This window comes from Nocardia sp. CA-128927 (assembly GCF_050955855.1).
Classification (GTDB): domain Bacteria; phylum Actinomycetota; class Actinomycetes; order Mycobacteriales; family Mycobacteriaceae; genus Nocardia.
The window spans coordinates 2,617,968-2,637,236 of record NZ_CP192087.1; the positions used below are offsets into that span (position 1 = coordinate 2,617,968).

At 67.4% G+C, this 19,269-nt stretch carries 18 protein-coding genes and 1 pseudogene; 11 read left to right on the forward strand and 8 right to left on the reverse strand.

Translation table 11 applies throughout. The features are described from left to right. Positions 1 to 201: 201 nt before the first annotated feature. From ACQPW1_RS12430 to ACQPW1_RS12445, 4 genes and pseudogenes are all read left to right on the forward strand, one after another. Positions 202 to 636: a hypothetical protein gene (locus ACQPW1_RS12430; RefSeq protein WP_433662870.1), complete on the forward strand. Its 435-nt coding sequence runs from the start codon at positions 202 to 204 to the stop codon at positions 634 to 636. Next, on the forward strand, positions 633 to 1,466 hold the full coding sequence (locus ACQPW1_RS12435; protein WP_433662871.1) for a hypothetical protein: 834 nt from the start codon (positions 633 to 635) through the stop codon (positions 1,464 to 1,466). The genes ACQPW1_RS12430 and ACQPW1_RS12435 overlap by 4 nt, the downstream gene beginning before the upstream one ends. Before the next feature lie 80 nt (positions 1,467 to 1,546). Next, a pseudogene (locus ACQPW1_RS12440) lies at positions 1,547 to 2,056 on the forward strand (serine/threonine-protein kinase); the annotation flags it as partial. A 1,494-nt stretch (positions 2,057 to 3,550) separates the two neighbouring features. Further along, the gene (locus ACQPW1_RS12445) at positions 3,551 to 4,351 is read left to right on the forward strand and encodes a hypothetical protein (protein WP_433665605.1); all 801 of its coding nucleotides are present in this window, start codon (positions 3,551 to 3,553) and stop codon (positions 4,349 to 4,351) included. Positions 4,352 to 4,787: 436 nt separating this feature from the next. Here the strand turns inward: ACQPW1_RS12445 and ACQPW1_RS12450 are convergent, their stop codons facing one another. Both ACQPW1_RS12450 and ACQPW1_RS12455 read right to left on the reverse strand, forming a co-directional pair. Then, positions 4,788 to 6,374 (reverse strand): FHA domain-containing protein, encoded by a 1,587-nt coding sequence (locus ACQPW1_RS12450; RefSeq protein ID WP_433662872.1) that lies wholly within the window; start codon positions 6,372 to 6,374, stop codon positions 4,788 to 4,790. A 262-nt stretch (positions 6,375 to 6,636) separates the two neighbouring features. After that, a complete protein-coding gene (locus ACQPW1_RS12455) occupies positions 6,637 to 7,269 on the reverse strand; it encodes a winged helix-turn-helix transcriptional regulator (RefSeq protein WP_433662873.1) in 633 nt (210 codons plus the stop codon). Between the two features lie 224 nt (positions 7,270 to 7,493). On the opposite strand from ACQPW1_RS12455, the gene ACQPW1_RS12460 reads away from it, so the two are divergent. Together ACQPW1_RS12460 and ACQPW1_RS12465 are read left to right on the forward strand one after the other, a co-directional pair. Further along, on the forward strand, positions 7,494 to 7,814 hold the full coding sequence (locus ACQPW1_RS12460) for a hypothetical protein (protein ID WP_433662874.1): 321 nt from the start codon (positions 7,494 to 7,496) through the stop codon (positions 7,812 to 7,814). Further along, positions 7,811 to 8,164, forward strand: coding sequence for a VOC family protein (locus ACQPW1_RS12465; protein WP_433662875.1), 354 nt, complete (start codon positions 7,811 to 7,813; stop codon positions 8,162 to 8,164). Before ACQPW1_RS12460 ends, ACQPW1_RS12465 begins: the two co-directional genes overlap by 4 nt. Before the next feature lie 90 nt (positions 8,165 to 8,254). Here the strand turns inward: ACQPW1_RS12465 and ACQPW1_RS12470 are convergent, their stop codons facing one another. Both ACQPW1_RS12470 and ACQPW1_RS12475 read right to left on the reverse strand, forming a co-directional pair. Beyond that, complete coding sequence (locus tag ACQPW1_RS12470; RefSeq protein ID WP_433662876.1) at positions 8,255 to 9,091, reverse strand: NAD(P)H-binding protein; 837 nt, start codon at positions 9,089 to 9,091, stop codon at positions 8,255 to 8,257. A 59-nt stretch (positions 9,092 to 9,150) separates the two neighbouring features. Beyond that, positions 9,151 to 10,566, reverse strand: a complete 1,416-nt coding sequence (locus ACQPW1_RS12475; RefSeq protein ID WP_433662877.1) for a DHA2 family efflux MFS transporter permease subunit — start codon at positions 10,564 to 10,566, stop codon at positions 9,151 to 9,153. 133 nt (positions 10,567 to 10,699) lie between these two features. Between ACQPW1_RS12475 and ACQPW1_RS12480 the strand changes: the two genes are divergently transcribed. After that, positions 10,700 to 11,371 carry a TetR/AcrR family transcriptional regulator gene (locus ACQPW1_RS12480; RefSeq protein ID WP_433662878.1) on the forward strand — a complete coding sequence of 224 codons (672 nt, stop codon included), beginning with the start codon at positions 10,700 to 10,702 and terminating at the stop codon, positions 11,369 to 11,371. 8 nt (positions 11,372 to 11,379) lie between these two features. Next, positions 11,380 to 11,934: a GNAT family N-acetyltransferase gene (locus ACQPW1_RS12485; RefSeq protein WP_433662879.1), complete on the forward strand. Its 555-nt coding sequence runs from the start codon at positions 11,380 to 11,382 to the stop codon at positions 11,932 to 11,934. Here ACQPW1_RS12485 and ACQPW1_RS12490 read toward each other — a convergent pair. Next, positions 11,931 to 13,481 (reverse strand): glycerol-3-phosphate dehydrogenase/oxidase, encoded by a 1,551-nt coding sequence (locus ACQPW1_RS12490; RefSeq protein ID WP_433662880.1) that lies wholly within the window; start codon positions 13,479 to 13,481, stop codon positions 11,931 to 11,933. The genes ACQPW1_RS12485 and ACQPW1_RS12490 overlap by 4 nt on opposite strands. Further along, entirely contained in the window at positions 13,478 to 14,110 is a 633-nt protein-coding gene (locus ACQPW1_RS12495; RefSeq protein ID WP_433662881.1) for a TetR/AcrR family transcriptional regulator, read from the reverse strand. The genes ACQPW1_RS12490 and ACQPW1_RS12495 overlap by 4 nt, the downstream gene beginning before the upstream one ends. A gap of 139 nt (positions 14,111 to 14,249) precedes the next feature. On the opposite strand from ACQPW1_RS12495, the gene ACQPW1_RS12500 reads away from it, so the two are divergent. Then, positions 14,250 to 15,827 carry an FAD-binding oxidoreductase gene (locus ACQPW1_RS12500; RefSeq protein WP_433665216.1) on the forward strand — a complete coding sequence of 526 codons (1,578 nt, stop codon included), beginning with the start codon at positions 14,250 to 14,252 and terminating at the stop codon, positions 15,825 to 15,827. Beyond that, positions 15,824 to 16,780, forward strand: coding sequence for a diacylglycerol kinase (locus ACQPW1_RS12505; RefSeq protein WP_433662882.1), 957 nt, complete (start codon positions 15,824 to 15,826; stop codon positions 16,778 to 16,780). The genes ACQPW1_RS12500 and ACQPW1_RS12505 overlap by 4 nt, the downstream gene beginning before the upstream one ends. A gap of 58 nt (positions 16,781 to 16,838) precedes the next feature. Here ACQPW1_RS12505 and ACQPW1_RS12510 read toward each other — a convergent pair whose 3' ends face one another. Then, positions 16,839 to 17,513 carry an AAA family ATPase gene (locus ACQPW1_RS12510; protein ID WP_433662883.1) on the reverse strand — a complete coding sequence of 225 codons (675 nt, stop codon included), beginning with the start codon at positions 17,511 to 17,513 and terminating at the stop codon, positions 16,839 to 16,841. Between the two features lie 354 nt (positions 17,514 to 17,867). On the opposite strand from ACQPW1_RS12510, the gene ACQPW1_RS12515 reads away from it, so the two are divergent. Next, positions 17,868 to 18,791, forward strand: coding sequence for an NAD(P)/FAD-dependent oxidoreductase (locus tag ACQPW1_RS12515; protein WP_433662884.1), 924 nt, complete (start codon positions 17,868 to 17,870; stop codon positions 18,789 to 18,791). A 111-nt stretch (positions 18,792 to 18,902) separates the two neighbouring features. Here the strand turns inward: ACQPW1_RS12515 and ACQPW1_RS12520 are convergent, their stop codons facing one another. Continuing rightward, on the reverse strand, positions 18,903 to 19,226 hold the full coding sequence (locus ACQPW1_RS12520; RefSeq protein WP_433662885.1) for a helix-turn-helix domain-containing protein: 324 nt from the start codon (positions 19,224 to 19,226) through the stop codon (positions 18,903 to 18,905). Positions 19,227 to 19,269: the final 43 nt, after the last annotated feature.

The following is a 19,269-nucleotide window of genomic DNA, read 5'->3' on the forward strand; positions in this document are numbered from 1 at the left end:
AAGACGCCGGATGTTACGACTCCGCCTACCACTACGCCCCCTGTCACGACCCCACCTAGTACGAGTCCACCTACGACGACCACAACGCCACCCGACACGTCGACGACTCCGCCCGATGAGGTGCCGCCGCCGCTGGAAGAGGTGATTCCGCCGCCTCCGCCGGTCTGGCCGCCGGAAGTTGTTGTGCCACCTAGGAATCCGGTGCAGACGCCTGCGGTTGCGCCGCCTGCTCCGGCACCGCTGCCGCCGCCTGCACCGCCTCGATTGGCGCCCGCCGCATTGGATCTCACGCCGTCAGCGGTGGGTCCCGGCGCTGGATTTACCGCCAGTGGTCACGGGTGTGATCCGCTGGCGCCGGTCGATGTCTCGATCGGGGATGTCGCCGTCGGTAAGACGGTTGCGGGCGTGGATGGGGCGTTCGAGGTGCCGCTCATCACCGGGGCGGTGGATGTCGGCAGGCATCAGGTGACGGCGAAATGCGGGCGCACGTTGGTCGCGCCGTTGGATGTGGTGCTGGTCGGCAGTATCGGGGCGGGTACGTCCACGATGACCGTGATTCTGTTCTTCCTCTTACTCGGTGGGTGGTACTACGGCCATCGCCTCATTTCGCACTTACCTGCGCGGAGGGGCGAATGAGCGGTAGTTCCCAAGGCATTCGGCGTGCTGTCTGGCCGGTGCTGCTGCTGATCGTGCTGGGGTGGACGGCGGCGCAGGCGGGGGCGCGACCCGACGGGGTCGACATGTCCGCGAACATCGATGGGCACGATATCGCGGGGACGTCGGGGGGTAAGCCGTTGCGGCTCGAGCCGGACAGCACGATTCGGATCGCGATCGAGTTGACCAACAAGACGAGCGACCCGGTGGAGATCCGGCATGTCGATCTCGCGGGGCACGTGCTCGGTCTGAGTTTCTTCTCCTACTCCACCGCCGTCGAATTGACAGTTGCGCCAGGCAAATCCGAGTCGCTGCGGTATCGGCTGGAACTGCGTGGGCTGGCGGGGCAGGCGACCGGGTTGATCGGCGGCGAGCTCGCGGTCTATGGCGAGAGCGGCGACGCGGTGGCCGCGATACCGGTGACCACCGATGTGCGCGGGTCGCTGTGGTCGGTGTACGGACTGTTCGGGATCGCGATCGCCGTGCTCACCGCGCTCGGCATCGCGGACGCCGCGTTGGCCATTGCGCGGCATCGGCTTTCGGCCAATCGGTGGCAGCGCGGGTTGCGCTTGCTCGCGCCGGGGCTCGGGATCGGGCTGGTGTTCGCGTTCACGGCATCGGTGGCGCGGTGGTGGGTGCCGGACACCAGTTTGTGGCTGGCGTTCGCGGGAGTTACTGCGTCCGTCGCCTTTCTGCTCGGTTATGCGTCGCCGACGCCGGAGCCGGATGAGGACGAGGAGCTTGACGACGACTCGGACGATATCGCCGAGGCCGACACCTATCGCTTCCCGGCCGAAGGGCCGACCCCGTGACCGAGCAGGGCGAGCTGGTCCGAGCTGCCTTGCCCGCCTACGACATCGGCCCCGAACTCGGTCGGGGCGGATGCGGTGTTGTGCTCGCGGCCACGCACCGCAGGCTGGGCCGACCGGTGGCGATCAAGCAGATACCGCCGCAGTTCGTGCACGACGATCAGATTCGCCGCCGGTTCGTCGCGGAGGCGCGGGTGCTCGCGGCCATCGATCACCCGCATGTGGTGCGGGTTTTCGACTACCTGGAGCACGGCGAGCTCTGCCTGCTGGTGATGGAGTACCTGCCCGGCGGCACGGTGGGCCAGCGATTCGCCACGGAGGGATACGATTTCGCCACCGCCGTCGCGATCGCACTGTCCTGCGCGGCCGGATTGGAAGCCGCGCACCGACATCGGGTGCTACACCGCGACGTGAAACCGGCGAACCTGATGTTCGCGGCGGGCGGGGCGATCAAGCTCACCGACTTCGGCATCGCCAAGATCGTCGGCGGGGACGAGACATTGGTGACCAAGGCGGGCGACATCATCGGGACGCCGTCCTACATCGCGCCGGAGCAAGCACGAGGACAACAACTTTCACCTGCCACCGATGTCTACGCACTGGCAACGATGCTCTACCAGTTGCTCTCGGGAGTGTTGCCGTTCCCGCCGGGTGACGGCCCGCTGGCAATGCTCTTCGCGCATGCATTCGACGAGCCGATCCCACTCGGAGAGGTCGCACCTGGCGTACCCGAACCGATTGCCGCCGTAGTGATGCGCGGCCTGGCAACCGACCCCGCCCAACGATTCGACACCGCCGAGTCCTTCGGCATTGCCCTCGCTCAGCCCGCCGCCTACTGCTGGGGCGAGGATTGGCTTGCGCCCGTTGGAATTCCGGTGATTGGCGCGGACACCATCGTCGCGGCCGCGACCGGCAGCGGGCGTCCGTCGAACCGCGGTCCCGTCGGCTACCTTCGAACGCCGGTCACTCCCGGACAGCACCCGAGCGCGCCGGTCACACCTGGGTTACACCCGGGTGCCCCCCCGTACACCTCGGCCGGAACATTGTTGTCCCCCAGCGGAAGTGCTCCACCGAACGCTTACCGAACCCCGCCACCGTTTCGGCCGGTGACGCCCAGCGGTCCGAGAGATCAGAGGTTTCCACCTGGATTCGTATCACCCGGCGCACCCGCGGAGCCAGGGGCTCGATCGCCAGCGTCGAGCAAATCTGCGGAGGGAGCGGGCCCGCCCGGGTCGCTGGTGCCGGACGCATCGCCGGAGCAGGAGGGCCTACGTCCGGCGCGGGGCACGTCCTGGGAGCGAGTGGGCCCACAGGGTTCGCCGGAGCAGGTGAGCCCGCCCCGATCGCCAGTGCACGGCGCGCCTGCGGGGGAACAGGTCTCGTCGAGGCACATCGGATCGTCGGAGCAAGAGACCTTATCCTCTGCGTCGGAGACATCGCCTAGGAGTCCGAGCGTATCGCCAGAAAAGGATGCGCCGTCGCTTCCTGTTGAAGGCAGCGGATCGCTGGAACTGCCATCCCCGCATGGACACTCGGCTCCCGGTGGAACAACGGAGGCGGCGGCACCTTCGGTGGACCAGCCACTCAGTGCTGCGCCGCCCACTACGCCGTGGTTCCCTGCTGGTGGATCTGGATCTGCCGCAGCGTCGGGCGAAGGCGAGGAGACGGCACCGCCGTTCGGGCCTGCGCTCGGGAGCACGCCGTGGTCGACAACCGGGCCGCCGCCTTCGTTGGGGGATGCTCCGCCGACGGTGCCGTGGCATCCGGCTGGACGGCAGCCTCCGGCGGGTTTGCGACCGGCGGATGGTGGTCGTCCAGCGTCAGGGGCTCGGCCTTCTGGTGGAGCGCCGCCTACGGGTGGGGCTCGTCCTCCTGCTGAGCGGCAGGCGCCGGTCGGGACTGGGCCCAGGGGCGGTGTGCAACCTCCGGCTGGGACTCGGCCTCCGGCTGGGATTTCGCCTCCGGCTGGGACTTCACCCTCGGCTGGGATTTCACCCTCGGCTGAGCCGCGACCTCCAGCTGGGCCGCGACCCCGCGGGCCCGGCGCGATGCCCTTCCGCGGGACGCGGGTGCGGCCGTTGCAGGCGATGCCAGCGGCTGGGGCACGGCTGGTCGAGATCGATCGGCGAGATCTGGTGCCGATTCAGGAGGTTGTCAGTTTCGAGTCGCCGCGGGTGCCGTTTGCGGTGGCTGCTGTCCTCGCGGTGGCGGCGGTGGTGCTTGCCGTGTTGGGGTTGGGCGAGCCATCGATCGACGGCGATCTGACAGCCGGGACGGTGACTCTCGGTGGTGTCGATCCGGCCACGACGCCCGTGCAGATTGATCTGACGAAGCCGATTCCGTTGCGTGTCAATGGGATCGATGCGGATGCCGCTTCGCTGAAGGTGACGGTCCTCGGTGTGCCACTCGGCGGCGAGACCGTTCCATTCGTGCCGGGCGATCAAGGCGCCACTCTCCCCGCACCGGTGAATCGATACGTGATGGCGGGAACTCTCACCGGCGAACTCGTACTGCTCCGAAACGGCAGCGAAATCGCCACCGAGCGAGTCGAATTCCGCACCATCCAGCCCCCGACAACCACAGCGACCACAGCAGCCGTCGTCCTCCTCGCTCTCTTCTCCCTGGCCTACCTAGAGTCGAACATGCGCCGGTTACGCAGGGGGCGAGGCGGATTCGCTAACACCATCGGCCTGGCAATGAGCGCAGCCCTCCTCGCCGCAGCTCTGGTCGGCGCCGCCTGGATCCTGCTCGGCCACCCACCCACCGTGATCACCACCGCAGGCTCCGCCGCTCTCGCCTTCGCCGCGGGCCTGTCCGCATCGCTCGGCGCCCGCCGAATCGGCAAGCGCCACCGCTACCTCCGCCGCACCCGCCGTCGCCAGACCTGAGCGTCCCGCTGACGGCATGGTGGCGGGAGTCGATGGCGACGGCTGGCACTTGGCTGCGCCCGCCGCCGCTGGACCTGAGTGCCGCGCCGATGGCATGGTGGCCGCAGTCGACGGCGATCGGCTGGCACCTAGCTCGCTTGCTGCTGTCAGCCCTCGGCGCCCCGCTGACGGCAAGACGCCCGCCACGGTCAGACCCAGGTGCCGAGCCGACGGTACGGCGCCCGCCACCGGACCTGGGCGCCGACCGGGACATGGTGGCGCGGAAATCAGCGTGTCGCCGCCACCGTGTCCCGTTCGGTGGATGGTGGCGGGTATGCGCCGTCTGGTTGGGGTGCTGGCGTGATGGTCGCCGGATCGTATTCTCGGGCAACCTCTTTAAGGGATGGCGACCGTTCGGTGATCCCTGTGCTGGGTGGCGCGACGACTACGGTTCGGGTCAGGCCTCGCGGTGGTCGGGGTCGGGTTGGCAGCGGTAGGTGAGTACTCGTTCGCTGATTCGGACGCTCCAACCGGGGCGGAGTTCGGTGGGGGAGGTGCCGATTCGGGTCCATTGGTCGGTGCCGGGTGGGGCTATGAAGGTGCCGGAGGTGGCGGTGGCGTCGCGGACGAAGACTTTGCCTCGGTTGACTGAGACGTAGGCGTGCACTCGGGAGACGTGGCGGTCGCGTTGGATGACGATGGGGGCGGCGGTGGCGGTGCGCACGGCGTCGTCGGTTTGGGGGCCGCGGCCGATGACGTACGGGCGGTCGAGGGGGTAGGCGGTGCCGTTTTCGAGGACGAGGGTGCCTGCGGCCTGGTCGTGTTCGGCGGCGGGACGGACCGTGCGGGTGGCCGAGGTCTTGTGCAGCGCAATGGGTTCGGGCTGGTGGGTTTGGGACCAGGCGAGTTGCCGGTCCGCCGCGGGGCGGTTGCCGATCGGAGGGCGCGGTCGTGCTCGTGGCCGTGCTGATTCCGACGGTTTGATCGTGGTGGATGATGCGGCTGCGGCGGATCGGGTTGCCGACGGTGCGGAGGGAGATGAGGAGGACCGGGCCGCGGACGATCCGAGGGCGGTTGATGACGTGGCTGACGCCGCAGACGTGGGGGCATCGGTAGAGGCAGTGGTCGCGGGCGTCGGGGAGTCGGATGTGGCGGCGGTCGCGGGATTCGGGGTGTCGGATGTGGCTGACGCCGGAGAGTTCCGGGTACCGGATGTGGCCGACGCCCCGGAGTTCCGGGTGTTGGATGTGGCCGACGCTGCGGAGTTCCGGGTACCGGATGTCGCTGACGCCGCGGAGTCACGGGTATCGGACCCGGGGGCGGCCGGGGCTTCGACGGCCTCATCGGCGCCGGTGGGTTCGGGGGTCGCGGCGAACCCTGCGGCTACCGTCGGCGCGGGTTCGGATGCTGATGTGGCGGACAGACGGGGTGATACGGAACTCGACGTGGCAGCGGACGGGCGTGGCGTAGCGGAACTCGACGTGGCAGCGGACGGGCGCGGCGTCGTGGAACTCGGCGCGGAGGCGGACGTTCGGGATGCCGTGGAACTCTTGGCAGCTTTGCCCGCGCGCCGAACGGCAACCTGCAGGACGAAGCCTCCCCCGGGAACCACACCCGCACGCAGATCAGTGCGCGGTAATGCCTTCAGCGTTGATCCGGTATCGGTGCCGACGGTGATCCGGCGCAGTGGTTCGCGCACGATCTCATCGACCCAGGTGAACGCGCGTGCTCCGTCGAGCCGCCGGGTTCCCTCCGCGCCGTTGATCTCGGCGAATACCGGCCCGCGCAGCAGGATCAGGGTGCCGTCGTCGGTCGGTGCCACCACACCGAACGGTGACAACTCGGACGCGTTGCCGAAAACCACGGCGGCCAGCCGCTGAGCCAGCGCCGCTCCCGGATGTTCTGCCTCGGCGACCGTCTCGATGGTGCCGAGAATCCGGTCCGTGGAGGCGGTTTCACCAGCCAGATAGACGACGACGCCACCGAAGCGCGCGACAAGGCCTGCACCCTGCGCGATACCAACGGTGGATGGTTTGCTGCGCACCTGCGCCCTCCTTTCCGGCGCTACCGACATTCGAAGCCAGCATAGAACGTGTTCGCCGGGCGTATCGGTGCCAAGTCAGGCAGCCGGGACCCACAGCTATACGCAGTTGCGCAGGCGGTGCCGAAACGATTGGCCACCGAATTCGAAAGTGCCGCCAGGATTCTGGTCGTTCCCCCAATGCAGGATCCGTCAGCTATCGGCGGTGGAGATGTAGCGTTCGGGCTATTCGGCCTGGTCCGCAACTGTGGCGACCGTCTCGCCCTCAGCTCCCGTATAGCAGCCGGTTGAGGGCCCGACGGTCGCCCACAAGAGCCACGCTCCCGTCGGCGAGCGCGGCGTCGAGCAACGCCGGATCGGCCAACAAGCCGCCGAGTGTCTTGGGGTCCGTCCGAAGCGAGATGTCGGCCGTGGCAGGTTCGCCGCTCTGCACCTCGAGCTTTCCGGCGTTTACGGAGACGGTCCAGACAGACCCGTTGAGATCGAGGCGACAAACGAGCGGCTCCGCCTGGTCGGGACGATCGGCACCTTGCAGAAGGATCAGCACCGAGGTGGCGCTGAGTGCGGTTGGCTCCGGTGGGCTTGGGGCATCGATCCCCCAATCGCCCAGAGCTCGGACGATCGGTTCCAGTTTCCGCCCCCAGTCGGTCAGCTCGTAGACCTGTGGGCCTGTCGTCGACGCCAGTTTCCGGCGGCTGATCACCCCGTGCTGTTCGAGTTCGCGAAGTCGATCGGCAAGCAGGTTCGAGCTGGCGTGTGGCAGCGCGTGCCGCAGTTCGGAGAAGCGTTGCGGCACCAAGAGCAGCTCGCGGACGACCAGCAGCGCCCAACGCTCCCCGACAACGTCGAGCGCGCGGGCGATCCCGCAGGAATCCCGATAACTACGGCTGGTCGGCATGGTTTCTCGCTCCTTCGTCCACGCTGAAACTCATAGTAGTTGCTTTTCACAACCCCTTCCCGTTGCTCCCCTGCGCCACATAGAGCTCGCGCTGTCTGAATCTGAAACCAATAGTAGTTGTTTTTAACAACTCCATGAGGTTAGAGTTTAGCAGTCGCCTGGTTGGTGGCTCACGTAGACAGGAACCTGCAATGAGTACTTCGCTTTCGGAACAGCCCCAGCACGTGGCGATCGTGGATCCCGATGCGCATCAAGTCCTCTTCGAGAACGAACACGTCCGGGTGATCCAGGCCCGCGCCTCGCACGGTTGGAAAAGCGCGATGCACGCGCACCAGCCGATGGTCGTGGTCAACCTCGGTTCCGGGCGACAGAAAGTGACCTTCGGAGACGGGACGACGCAGATCATCGACCTGAACCCCGGTGCGGTCGTCTGGCAAGAAACCGCGTTCGAGCACGCCTGGGAATTGCTGGCGGGCGAAGTGAATGTGGTTCTCGTAGAGGTCAAGTCGGCATCCGCCGCAAACGACAAGGAGATCGGTCGATGACCACCCCGAAACCCGGCAGCATTCTGCTCGGCACCACCCAGCCCGCTGTGTTGCGCGACTGGTACCGCAAGGCACTCGCACCAGATCACAAGGGCGAAGGGGCGATTGATCTCGGAGGGTTTCTGCTGGTCATCGATCAGCGGGACGACGTCGGCTCGAAAACCAGCGAGCCGGCCCGGATGATCCTCGACTTCCACGTCGACAACTTCGACGAGATCGAGGAACGGCTGCTGTCGGCGGGCGTGGAGTGGATCGCTCCCGCCGAGGACCGCGCGGCAGGCCGCTTCGCGACGTTCGCCGACCCCGACGGAAACTATCTTCAGATCATCCAGTTCAAACAGCATCCGTGAGCCTGGCATCCACTGCTGCGCAACGTTTTTGCCAGCCGCACAGCCTGGAAGGGGTGCGGCCGGCAAACGAATCAGTTCGCGAACCTGCGTTCAGCTGGTGAATTCGGCGGCGTTCTCCTCGAGCCAGCTGGTGAAAGTGCGAGGAGGACGGCCGGTGAGAGTGGTAATGGTGTCGGTGATCTCGGTCGGGACGCCGTCGCAGCGACGCCAGTAGTCGAGCAGGCCGTCGGCGTAGTTTGCGGGCATGTAGTCGGCCATCTGCTGCTTCCAGGCTTCGGGCGTGACCTGGTCGACGGCGATTGTGCGGCCGGTGATTTCGGCGACGAGATCGATCTGCTCGGTGAAGGTGAGGGTCTCGGGACCGGTCAGGGTGTGCTGCTCACCGCGATGTTCCGGCGCGGTGAGCAGGGCGAATGCGGCTGCGGCGACGTCGATTTCGTGGATCGGGTCGGCGTAGGCGTTCGGGTAGGGGAGGTTGATCGGGCGGCCCGCCTTGATCGCCCAGGCCCAGCTGCGGGCATTGCCCGCGAAGGCGCCCGGACGCAGCACGCTGACCGTCATCGGGGCGTCGGCGAGCCCGAGCTCGGCGTCGAGGTGCGACTTCGCGACCGGGTTGGCGGCGGCGTCGGGATCGAGCACCGAGGACGAGGACAGCAGCACGATGTGCTCGACACCGGCTTCGGTTGCGGCGGAGACGAATTCGTTGATCGCGGCGGCTTCCGCATACAAGAAGACGGAGGTGACACCGGCGAGGGCGGCGGGGAAGGTGCTCGGATCCTTGAGATCGCAGGCGACGGCCGGGACACCGGCGGGAAGCTGTAGTTCTTCGGGGCGGCCGGAGCCGACGCGGACGTCGAGTCCGTCGGCGCGTAGCAGGGTGAGCAGCTGGATGGCGACCGCGCCGCGGCCTCCGGTGATGAGGATCATGAGAAGTCCTTGGTGAGTGGTGAATTGGTGTAGTTGATCACGGAAGGCAGTAGCACCGGTCAGTGCTCGGCGGGCGCATTGCGTGGCAGCAAGCGGACCAGGGCGCAACTCGCGAGGGTGATCGCAGCGACGAGGATCAGGCTGACGGTGAGCGCGTGCACCTGACCGGAGCCGACGGAGTGGAAGTACACCGTCGTGACGGCAGCCGCGCCGACAGCGTTGGCGAGCTGTTGCACGGCGGTGAGTGATCCACTGGCACTGCCGGTTTCGTTCTGCTCGATATCGCCGATGGTGACCTGGTAGATGGTGCCGAAGCAGGTGCCCATGCCGAGGCCGAGAATCAGGATCGGCACGGCCAGTGCCCATGGGGCGACGGACGTTCCGGCGGTCACGGCGAGCACGAGCAGCAGGCCGGTGCCGACCAGGGTGATCAGCAGGCCGATCAGGATCAGGTTGCGACCGAGCCGGGCGATGAACTGATGGGCCGCGATCGAGGAGATCACGATGCCGACGGCGAGGGGAGCGAGACCGAGCGCGGCACCGGTCGGGGTGTAGCCGAGTCCGGCCTGTAGGAACAGCGACAACACGTACAGCAGGCCGGAGATCGCGGCGAAGTACACGAGACCGAGCAGCAATCCCGAGGTGAAGCCACGGTTCTTGAACAGCGTCGGCCGGATCAGCGGATCGGCGGCGGTCAGCTGGCGCCGGGCGAACAAGCCGAAGCAGACCAGACCGGCGGCGAGATAGCCGAGCGGCACAACGGTCCAGCCATGTGCGGAGCCGTCGATGAGGCCGAACAGCGCACCGAACATGGCGGCACCGAGCAGCGCGGCACCGAGCCCGTCGATGGAGACGCTGCGGTCGCCGCTATCGGACGGCAGCAAGCGGTAGGCGGCGGCGAACGCGGCACCACCGAGCACGATGTTTATCAAAAACATGGCGCGCCAACCGAATCCGAACAGATCGGCGTCGATCAGGAAACCGGCGAGGATCGGGCCGCCGACCGCGGACAAGCCGAGCGCGGGACCGAACACGCTGAACGCCTTGCCGAGCTGTTCGCGTGGGAAGACGGCGGTGAGGATGCCGAAACCCTGCGGAATGAGCAGCGCACCGAACGCGCCCTGAACCAGCCGGGCGGCGATGATCGAGGTCGGATCGAAGGCCAGTCCGCAGGCGACCGACGCGACGGTGAACCCGGCCAGGCCAATCAGAAAGAGGCGACGCTTGCCGAAGCGGTCACCGAGCCGACCGCCGACGACCAGCAGCACGCCGAGCGCGAGGGCGTAACTCGCGCCGAGCCACTGGATCAGCGACTGGCCGCCGAGCAGATCGGCGGCGATGGTCGGGGCGGCGATGTTGGTGATCGTCGAGTCGAGCAGGTCGAGGATGTCGGCCGCGAGGATCACGGCGAGTACGGCCCACATCCGGCTGTTGATCTGGGGATTCGCCGGGGTGGAGTGCGTGATGGTGGTCAAGGGGCACCTCCTTCGAGGTGGAGAAGATACGATCGAACTTCGATCGTTACGAACGCTGTTCGTTTGATGGAACGATACGAGACGAACGACGTTCGTGTCAAACGGTGTTCGTTGAGCGCGTATGCTGGACATCATGAACACAGCGCCCGTCAGCCGCCGCGCCCGCCCGGCGAAGGCTCCACTGAGTCGAGACGTGATCATCGAAACCGGTCTGCGCATCCTCGACGAGGACGGCCTCGCCGCGCTGACCATGCGCCGCGTCGCGCAGGAGCTCGATACCGGCGCGGCCTCGCTCTACGTCTACCTCGCCAACCGCGACGACCTGATGGCCGCCATGCTCGACCACGTGCTCGGCACGCTCGACGAACCGACCGGCGGCACCTGGCGGGAGCGACTGTTCACGCTGGTGGAGGCGGCGGTCGAGGTGATGGGTCGGCACGAGGGGCTGGCGTTGGTCGCACTCGGTTCGATTCCGACCGCGCCGAACACGCTCTTGCTGATGGATCGGATGCTGGCCTTGTTCGCCGAGGGCGGGGTGGCCGAGCTCACCAACTCGTGGGCCGTCGACCTGCTGTTCCTGCACATCACCGCGGCCGCCGCCGAACAGAGCGCCTACAACACCAAAGGCATGCGCGCCGAGGTGCACCTCGCCGAGGTCGCTCAGCGTTTCGCCGAGCTGCCCGCCGATCGTTATCCGATGATCGTGGCGATGCGGGAAACTCTCATGACCGGTGACGGGGACGCACGCGGAAAATGGGCGCTACGCGTGCTTATCGAGGGCATTCTCGCCACGCCGGTCACCTGAACTCTAAGATGCGTAGGGTGTCCGTGATCCGACCGGCGACCGAGGTCGATTTGCCAGCCCTGCAGGAGATCGAGATCGCGGCGGGTAAACCGTTCGCCGATATCGGTATGACCGCCGTGGCGGAGGATGAGCCGCCCTCGCTGGAGACGTTACGTGAGTTCCAGCGCGCCGGGCGTGCCTGGGTGTGGGCCGACGACGGCGACCAGCCGATCGGCTACCTGGTGCTCGGCGTTGTCGACGGCGACGCCCACATCGACCAGGTGTCGGTGCATCCCGGCTACCGGGGCAAACGCATCGGTAAGCAACTGATCGACCATGCCGTGTTCTGGGCGAAAGACCATGGGATGCAGTCGATTACCCTCACCACGTTCATCGATGTCGCCTGGAACGGTCCGTACTACGAGCGCCTCGGTTTCCGCTACCTGACCGACGAGGAGCAGACGCCGGGCCTGCACGCGATCCGCGCGGCGGAGGCGGCACACGGCCTGGACGACTGGCCGCGCGCCTCCATGAGCGCCGATCTCGATTCGTGGTCGTTCGACGGGACCGTCTCGGAAACCTAAGTGGCGGGTGCCAATGCGGCCACCGCGGCCGGAGTGGCGGCCGCGCGGTCTTCGGCGATCAAGCCGATGCGGGTGCGGCGATCGAGGAGATCGTCGGCGTCGAGGGCGGCCTCGTGGGTGACCGCGAACTGGAATTCCGCTGCGGTGACGTCGATTCCGGGTGCCACCGGTTGGGCGAGGGCCGGATTGTGTTGCGCGGCGGCGAGAACGATGGCCGCTTCGCTGCCGTAACGGTCGATCAGGACCGGCGGTGCGTCGATGCAATCGCAGGCGGCGCCGGAAACCGCGCCCACCAACGGAAGTCGCTTGGTGCGGCACGCGCCCGCGGTGAGTCCGGCGCGGGTGACGGCGGCGTCGATGACGTCCTCGGCCATCTGGCGGTAGGTGGTGAGTTTGCCGCCGACGATGGTGATGACGCCGGTGGGGGAGTGCAGGACCGCGTGTTTGCGGGAGATGTCGGCGGTGCTGTCGTCGGCGGTCTTCAGTAGCGGGCGCAGGCCCGCGTAGGTGCCGCGAATGTCGTTGCGGGTCAACGGTTCGCGTAGCGCGGTGTTGATGGTATCGAGCAGGAAGTCGATTTCGGATTCGGTGGGTTTCGGCTCGTCCGGGACGGGTCCGGGGGCGTCCTCGTCGGTCAGGCCGAGGTACACGCGGCCGTGCGCGGCGGGGAAGGCGAAGACGAAACGGCTGGTGCTGCCGGGCACTGGGACGGTCAACGAGGCGGTGAGGCCGCCGAATGACTCGGCGTCGAACACCAGGTGGGTGCCGCGACTCGGGCGTAGCTCGATGCTGGGATCGACCTCGTCGGCCCACACGCCGGTGGCGTTGACTACGGCGCGGGCGTGCAGGGTCATGGTCTCGCCGGTCAGGGTGTCCCGTAGTTTGGCCGAATTGCCGGTTACGTCAAGGGCTTCCACGCGGGTCAGCACAGTCGCGCTCTGTGCGGCGGCGGTGCGCGCCAACGCGACGACCAGACGTGCATCGTCGACGAGCTGTCCGTCCCACGACTGAAGCCCGCCACGCAACCCGTCGCGGCGCACGGTCGGCGCGAGCCGCAGCGCTTCGGCGGCCGCGACCCGGCGAGAACGGGGCAGGATGGCGGCCGGGGTACCCGCGCCGCGGCGCAGCGCATCACCCGCCAGGAATCCCACCCGCACCAGTGCGCTCTGCGCGGCCCCGATGCTGGGCAGCAACGGCACCAGCTGCGGCAGCGGACGCACGAGATGTGGTGCGGTGGTGCGAATGAGAATGCCCCGCTCCACGGCACTTTCGTGCGCGATGCCGACCTGACCGCTGGCCAGATACCGCAGCCCGCCGTGCACCAGCTTGGAACTCCACCGGCTCGTCCCGAACGCCAGATCGTGCCGTTCTACCAGCACGGTCCGCAGGCCACGCGCCGCCGCGTCCAGCGCAGCGCCGACGCCGGTGACGCCGCCACCAATGACCAGGACATCGATCTGCGCCGCATCGCCGAGCCGCCCCAACTCGCGGGTGCGGCGCTCCGCGTTGAGGGCGGAGTCGCCGGTGACAACCGAATTCCTGGTCATCGCAGTGCCTTTCCGATTTCATTCGTGCCGTGTCCGGTCGGAACGAGATAGCCGTCGAGTGCGTTGGCCAGCTCGGTGTCGAGATCGGCACCGGCGAGCAGTGGTGCGACCGTGCCCGCCGACTGGACCGCGGACTGCGCGATCAACAGGAGCATGGTGGCCAGGTGTTCCGGATTGCCCGCGCGGATCGACCCGTCCTGCTGACCCTCGCGGATGCCCGCGGCGAACAACTCGATCAGCGCGCGCTGGTTGCGGCCGAGGCGGCCGAAGACGTAGGTGAGCATTAGGTCGGTATCGGTGCGGAAGATCTTGCCGAACAACGGGTTCGAACGAATCTTGACCGCACCAGCGACGATGCCCGTGACCAGCCGGGTGCGGCCGATACCCGCCGTGGGCATGGTGGCGGCGACGATCGCGCGCAGCTCGCGGACCAGAAGCTCGGCGACCAGCGCGCCGGTGTCCGGCCAGCGCCGGTAGACGGTCGGCCTGCTGACGCCCGCGCGCCGGGCCACCTCGGTGAGGGTGGTGCGGCGCACGCCGAACTCCTCCACGCAACGGCGGGCCGCGTCGAGGATCGCGAGATCGATGGCGGAGAGCACGTCGTCTGCTGGGCCCGCGGGAGCGGTCAAGGCGTCACTTTCGGGAGGTCGGCTTCGTTACTGCTTGACATTCTATGTCAAACTGTAACGCATGGTCGAGACGCAGAAGCACACCGGCGAGGAATCGGCTCCGGCGGAAAACCCGGGCGTAACCGGGACCGCGGCGAGTATGGTCTGGGATGCCTGGGGCATTCCGGCCGGACACAAGCCGTTATCGGCACAGATCCGGGGCCTCCTGACGCAGGTGTTCGGAGTGTCCGGCGACCCGGTGGCGCGCCGCGATGAGGGCGAAGTGTCACTCCGAGAGTCGGCGCTCACGCCTGCCCAACGAGACGGGTTGATCGAGGTGGTCGGCGCGGACAACGTCTCGGCCGACCACCACGATCGGCTACGGCACGCGGGTGGCAAGAGCACCCCCGACCTGCTGCGTCGCCGCGCCGAGGGGCCGCAGGACGCCCCCGACGCCATCGTTTTCCCCGCTGATCACCGGCAGGTGCTCGCCGTGCTGGCCTACTGCGCCGAGCACGCCATCGCTGTCGTGCCGTTCGGTGGCGGCACCAGTGTGGTCGGCGGCGTCGATCCGGTACGTGGTCGCTTCGACGCCGTGATCGCGGTCGACTTGCGCAGGCTCGACGCGGTGACGGAGTCCGATCCGGTCAGCGGCATGGTTACTCTCGGGGCTGGACTCACCGGCCCGCGTGCGGAGGAACTGCTTCGCGCGCATGGGCTTTCGCTCGGGCACTTTCCGCAGAGCTTCGAATTCGCCAGCATCGGTGGATTCGCCGCCACGCGGTCGTCCGGGCAGGCGTCAGCGGGCTACGGGCGTTTCGATGACATGGTGCAGCGGTTGAAGATCGCCACGCCCACTGGCACATTGGCGCTCGGCCGTCCGCCGGCTTCGGCGGCGGGCCCGGACCTGCGTGAGCTGTTCGTCGGCTCGGAAGGCGCACTCGGGGTGATCACCGAGGTCACTGTGCGTGTGCATCCGGTGCCGGAAACCACTGCCTATCAAGGGTGGTCGTTCCCCGACTTCGAAACCGGCGCTGCCGCATTGCGATCGGTCGTGCAGGCCGGTGCTGCGCCGACGGTGCTCCGGCTCGCCGATGAGGCCGAGACCGGGGTCAACCTGGCTCGCTCCAGCGATATCGGTGGCAAAGCGGTATCCGGCTGCCTTGCCATCACCACTTTCGAGGGCTCCGAGGCGCACGTCGCGGCACGCAGCGCCGAAGCGAGCGCACTACTCGCCGCCGCGGGTGGCACGGAGCTCGGCGAAACCCCGGCCAAGGAATGGGAACACGGGCGCTTCGGTGCGCCGTACATGCGTGATGCCCTGTTGGACATCGGCGTGCTGTGCGAAACGCTGGAGACCGCGACCACCTGGGCGAATCTCGCAAATCTGAAGGCGAAGGTGACTGCGGCGCTGACCGATTCGCTATCCGGACAGGGCACCCCACCGCTGATCATGTGCCACATCTCGCACACCTACCCGACGGGTGCGTCCCTGTACTTCACCATCGTCGCCAAGCAACTCGATGACCCGATCGCCCAGTGGCACACGGCGAAGCAGGCCGTGGGCGACGCGATCGTAGCGTCCGGCGGCACCATCACGCACCATCACGCGGTCGGCACCGACCACCGCCCGTGGCTGCCCGCCGAGATCGGCGACCTCGGGGTACGCGTATTGCGTGCGGTAAAAGCCGAATTGGACCCCGCAGGCATCCTCAATCCTGGAAAGCTGGTCCCGTGACGCAGAATTCATCCCGCGCCGTGTGTGCGGTCACCGTGGTGACCAATCGGCACGCGGGGCTGGGCGCCGGTCAGGACGTCGCAGCCGCGGCGCTGGCTCGGTTCCGGGAACGTGGCGTCGAGGTCGCCGAGGTGCGCGCACCGTCGGCCGCCGAAACGGCTCGGCTGGTACGGGATTCGATCGAACGCGACAACTCCGACGCGGTGGTCTGCATCGGCGGCGACGGTTTGATCAACGTGACCCTCGACGCCGTCGCGCGGACAGGCGTGCCGCTGGGCCTGGTCCCCGCGGGTACCGGCAACGACCTCGCCAGGGAACTCGGTGTGCCGACCGATGATCCGGTCGCCGCGGCCGATGTCGTGGTCGACGGGCGCACCCGGACCATCGACCTCGGCCAGATCGACCTGTCGGAACCGGGATCGGCCCCGATGTGGTTCGCCACCGTCACCGGTACCGGGTTCGACGCCCGAGTCACCTTGCGCGCCAACGCCATGCGCTGGCCGAGGGGACGATTGCGCTACACCCTCGCCGCGCTGGCCGAGATCTCCGGCCGGTTCACCGTGCCGTACCGGGTCGAGTTGACCGGTGCGGTCACCGACGGACTGACGAACCTCGGTGCGGGCTCGACGGTGGCGACGAACGCGGTGATGGTCGCGGTCGGCAACACCCGAACCTACGGTGGCGGCATGCTGATCTGCCCGGACGCGGTGATGGACGATGGTCTGCTCGACCTCACCGTGGTCGGCAAGCTGTCTCGTTTGGAGATGCTGCGTTTGCTGCCGGTACTGTCCGCGGGCAAACGGCAGAATCACCCGGAGGTCAAGCAGTATCGAGCCGCCGAGATCACTCTGACCGCGCCCGTCGCCCCCGCGACCGCGGACGGCGAACCGGCGGGCAGCTTGCCGATCACCATCCGAGCCGTTCCCGGTGCACTGACAGTGTTGGTCCCCTGAGAGATTCCGGTGCGGTGACAACGACGACCCGCCCCCGACGTCCGCAGAGATGAGCTCCCTACGCGGCGAACGTAACTCGGCGCATGCGATTGATATTGATCCGGTCGACGATCACCAGCGACTCCGGCGCAGGCCGCAACCCACCACCGGCGCGCAGTCGCTCCATCAGCCGCCGCCATCGAAAGCAGTGCAGTACGAAGGTCATTCGATTGGATCGCCGTCCCCGTGCGTGCTGACCGGCGCGAGCCACCGCGGTGGGCACATCCAGCAGGATCACATGCAACTCCCGGCCGTACCCGGCGGCCCAGAAGGAGATGACCCGTCGCGCCCATCCCGTGGTGGCGCAGTCATGGATGACCACCGGACCATCCGTATCCCGCAGTGCCACGCGAATTCCCGCGAAATGCACGACGTGCACAACCGGCCGCCACAGCGAATAGGGCAGCCAGCCGAGCCGGTGCCGCAACCGATTCCGGGCCTGCAACGAGTCCAGCACCACCGATCCCTCCGGCCCACCCGACGGATCCTCGGCCTCGGTGGTCGCGCCGAAGAACCGGCGCAGCACAGTGCTTTTGCCCGCACCCGGTATCCCTGCGACCACCAGCGCCGTCATCGGCGGATACTGCAACTCGTCGATCGCCCTGCCCCGCAGATCGTGCACGGCATCCGGTGCGAGGAAGGGCAGTAGGGCCTCGGACGACTGCGGTGGCAACGTGGCAAGCGGAGAGTTCACCTCTTCTAGGGTCCCCAGCGGCCGCTGTTCCGGCAACGGGGAAAACCCTGCATTTTCACTGAGATTTCCCTGAATCGGACTAGCGGATGTGTTCACGCCTTCCAGAGTCCGCACCTTCGGCCGATCTGGCAAGAACGGACAATACGGACACTGTTGAATTGTGACTAAACGGACTGCCTGTCGCGCGGTGGCATCCAGTCCACGTCGAATTCCCGGAAACGGCAATAGAAGTTGCCGGAACAGCGACGGGCCCGGCATCCTCTCCGGCGGAGGTGATCGCTAGATGAGCGAGCGAACAATAGATACAGCCGAGCACTCGCTCGTGCCGGAGCTGAGCGCCAGCGAGGCGCAGGCATGAGCGAGTTGTATGACGTAGTGATCGTCGGCGGGGGCACTGCGGGACTGTCCGCGGCGCTGGTGCTGACCAGGTCTCGGCGTACGGTGGCGGTGGTGCGCGGTGGCGCACCGCGCAACGCACCGGCCGAGCACATGCACGGATTTCTTACCCGGGACGGGATATCGCCGGGCGAGCTGCTCGAAAAGGGTGCGGCGGAGGTCGCCGGATACGGCGGCGAGCTGATCGATGACGTAGTGACGAGCGCCGAAAAGCATGATGGCCAGGACGATTTCACCGTCCGATTGGCGAGCGGGCGAACGCTGACCACGCGCCGGGTGTTGATCGCGACGGGACTGCGCGACGTACTGCCGGACCTGCCCGGCGTGCGTGAACGATGGGGGATCGACGTACTGCACTGCCCGTACTGCCACGGATACGAGGTGCGCGACCAGCCGCTCGGTCTACTCGGCGGCACCGATCCGCGAGTACCGCATCTGGCGCTGGTGTTGCCGCAATGGTCGGCCGAGGTGACCTTGTTCCAGCACACCATGGAGTTGTCCGACGCCGACCGGGCTCAGCTCGCGGCACGCGGCGTCCGGATCGTCGAGGGCGAGGTCGCGCGACTGGTCGTCGACGGCACGTTGCGCGGGGTGGAACTGGCCGACGGCCGGGCGGTGCCCTGCAAGGCCATGTTCGTCGCACCCACCTTCGTGCCCAACGCCGACCTGCTGCACACCCTGGGATGCGACTTCGACGAGAAGGGCTGGCCGGTCGCCGACCCGTCCGGGCGGACCAGCGTGCCGGGCGTCTGGGCGGCGGGCAACGTCTCGAACCCCGCGGCCCAGGTCGTCGGCGCCGCATCGGCGGGCTATTCCGCCGCAGTCGCGATCAATGTCGACCTGGCACAAGCGGCCGTCCAGGTGCCCGTTTCGACCGGTTAATCCGGAGATCAAGGGTAGAAAATGCCAGAAGCTGAGAATTGCTTATGGATTCAGGAACCCTTCCGTTTGGGACGGTAAGCTTTGAGGTGTAGGCGGAGTCTTCGGTGTCCCTCATCCACCGAAGACTCCGCCTTTCTTTTCGCCCGATTCCTCGGCAATCCTGTTGTGCGGCACCATGAGCTGCCGCAGATATGCCTGCTCGGCCTCGGTCAGCAGCAGGGCGTGCGCGATGCCGTTGAGCACCTCGTCTGAGATGCGGGTCACTCTTCCGAGCTCCAGCCGGGTGTACTGGTCGACGCTCATCGCTGCCAGCTGAGCAACTTCCTCGCGGCGCAACCCGGCCACCCGTCGCGGATTGCCGACCGGCGGCAGCCCCACCTGCTCCGGCGCGATCGACGCACGCTTGTCCCTCAGGAATTCGCCGAGCTCACTCACACCGGCAAGTCTCACACGGCACGCGCTGCGGGATGCCCACCCT

What these genes read in the sequence shown, in the direction of transcription:
- ACQPW1_RS12435 (WP_433662871.1), top strand. Translation starts at nt 633, where the DNA reads ATGAGCGGTAGTTCCCAAGGCATTCGGCGTGCTGTCTGGCCGGTGCTG.
- ACQPW1_RS12445 (WP_433665605.1), top strand. Translation starts at nt 3,551, where the DNA reads ATGCCAGCGGCTGGGGCACGGCTGGTCGAGATCGATCGGCGAGATCTG.
- ACQPW1_RS12455 (WP_433662873.1), bottom strand. Translation starts at nt 7,269, where the DNA reads ATGCCGACCAGCCGTAGTTATCGGGATTCCTGCGGGATCGCCCGCGCG.
- ACQPW1_RS12465 (WP_433662875.1), top strand. Translation starts at nt 7,811, where the DNA reads ATGACCACCCCGAAACCCGGCAGCATTCTGCTCGGCACCACCCAGCCC.
- ACQPW1_RS12470 (WP_433662876.1), bottom strand. Translation starts at nt 9,091, where the DNA reads ATGATCCTCATCACCGGAGGCCGCGGCGCGGTCGCCATCCAGCTGCTC.
- ACQPW1_RS12480 (WP_433662878.1), top strand. Translation starts at nt 10,700, where the DNA reads ATGAACACAGCGCCCGTCAGCCGCCGCGCCCGCCCGGCGAAGGCTCCA.
- ACQPW1_RS12485 (WP_433662879.1), top strand. Translation starts at nt 11,380, where the DNA reads ATGCGTAGGGTGTCCGTGATCCGACCGGCGACCGAGGTCGATTTGCCA.
- ACQPW1_RS12490 (WP_433662880.1), bottom strand. Translation starts at nt 13,481, where the DNA reads ATGACCAGGAATTCGGTTGTCACCGGCGACTCCGCCCTCAACGCGGAG.
- ACQPW1_RS12500 (WP_433665216.1), top strand. Translation starts at nt 14,250, where the DNA reads ATGGTCTGGGATGCCTGGGGCATTCCGGCCGGACACAAGCCGTTATCG.
- ACQPW1_RS12515 (WP_433662884.1), top strand. Translation starts at nt 17,868, where the DNA reads ATGAGCGAGTTGTATGACGTAGTGATCGTCGGCGGGGGCACTGCGGGA.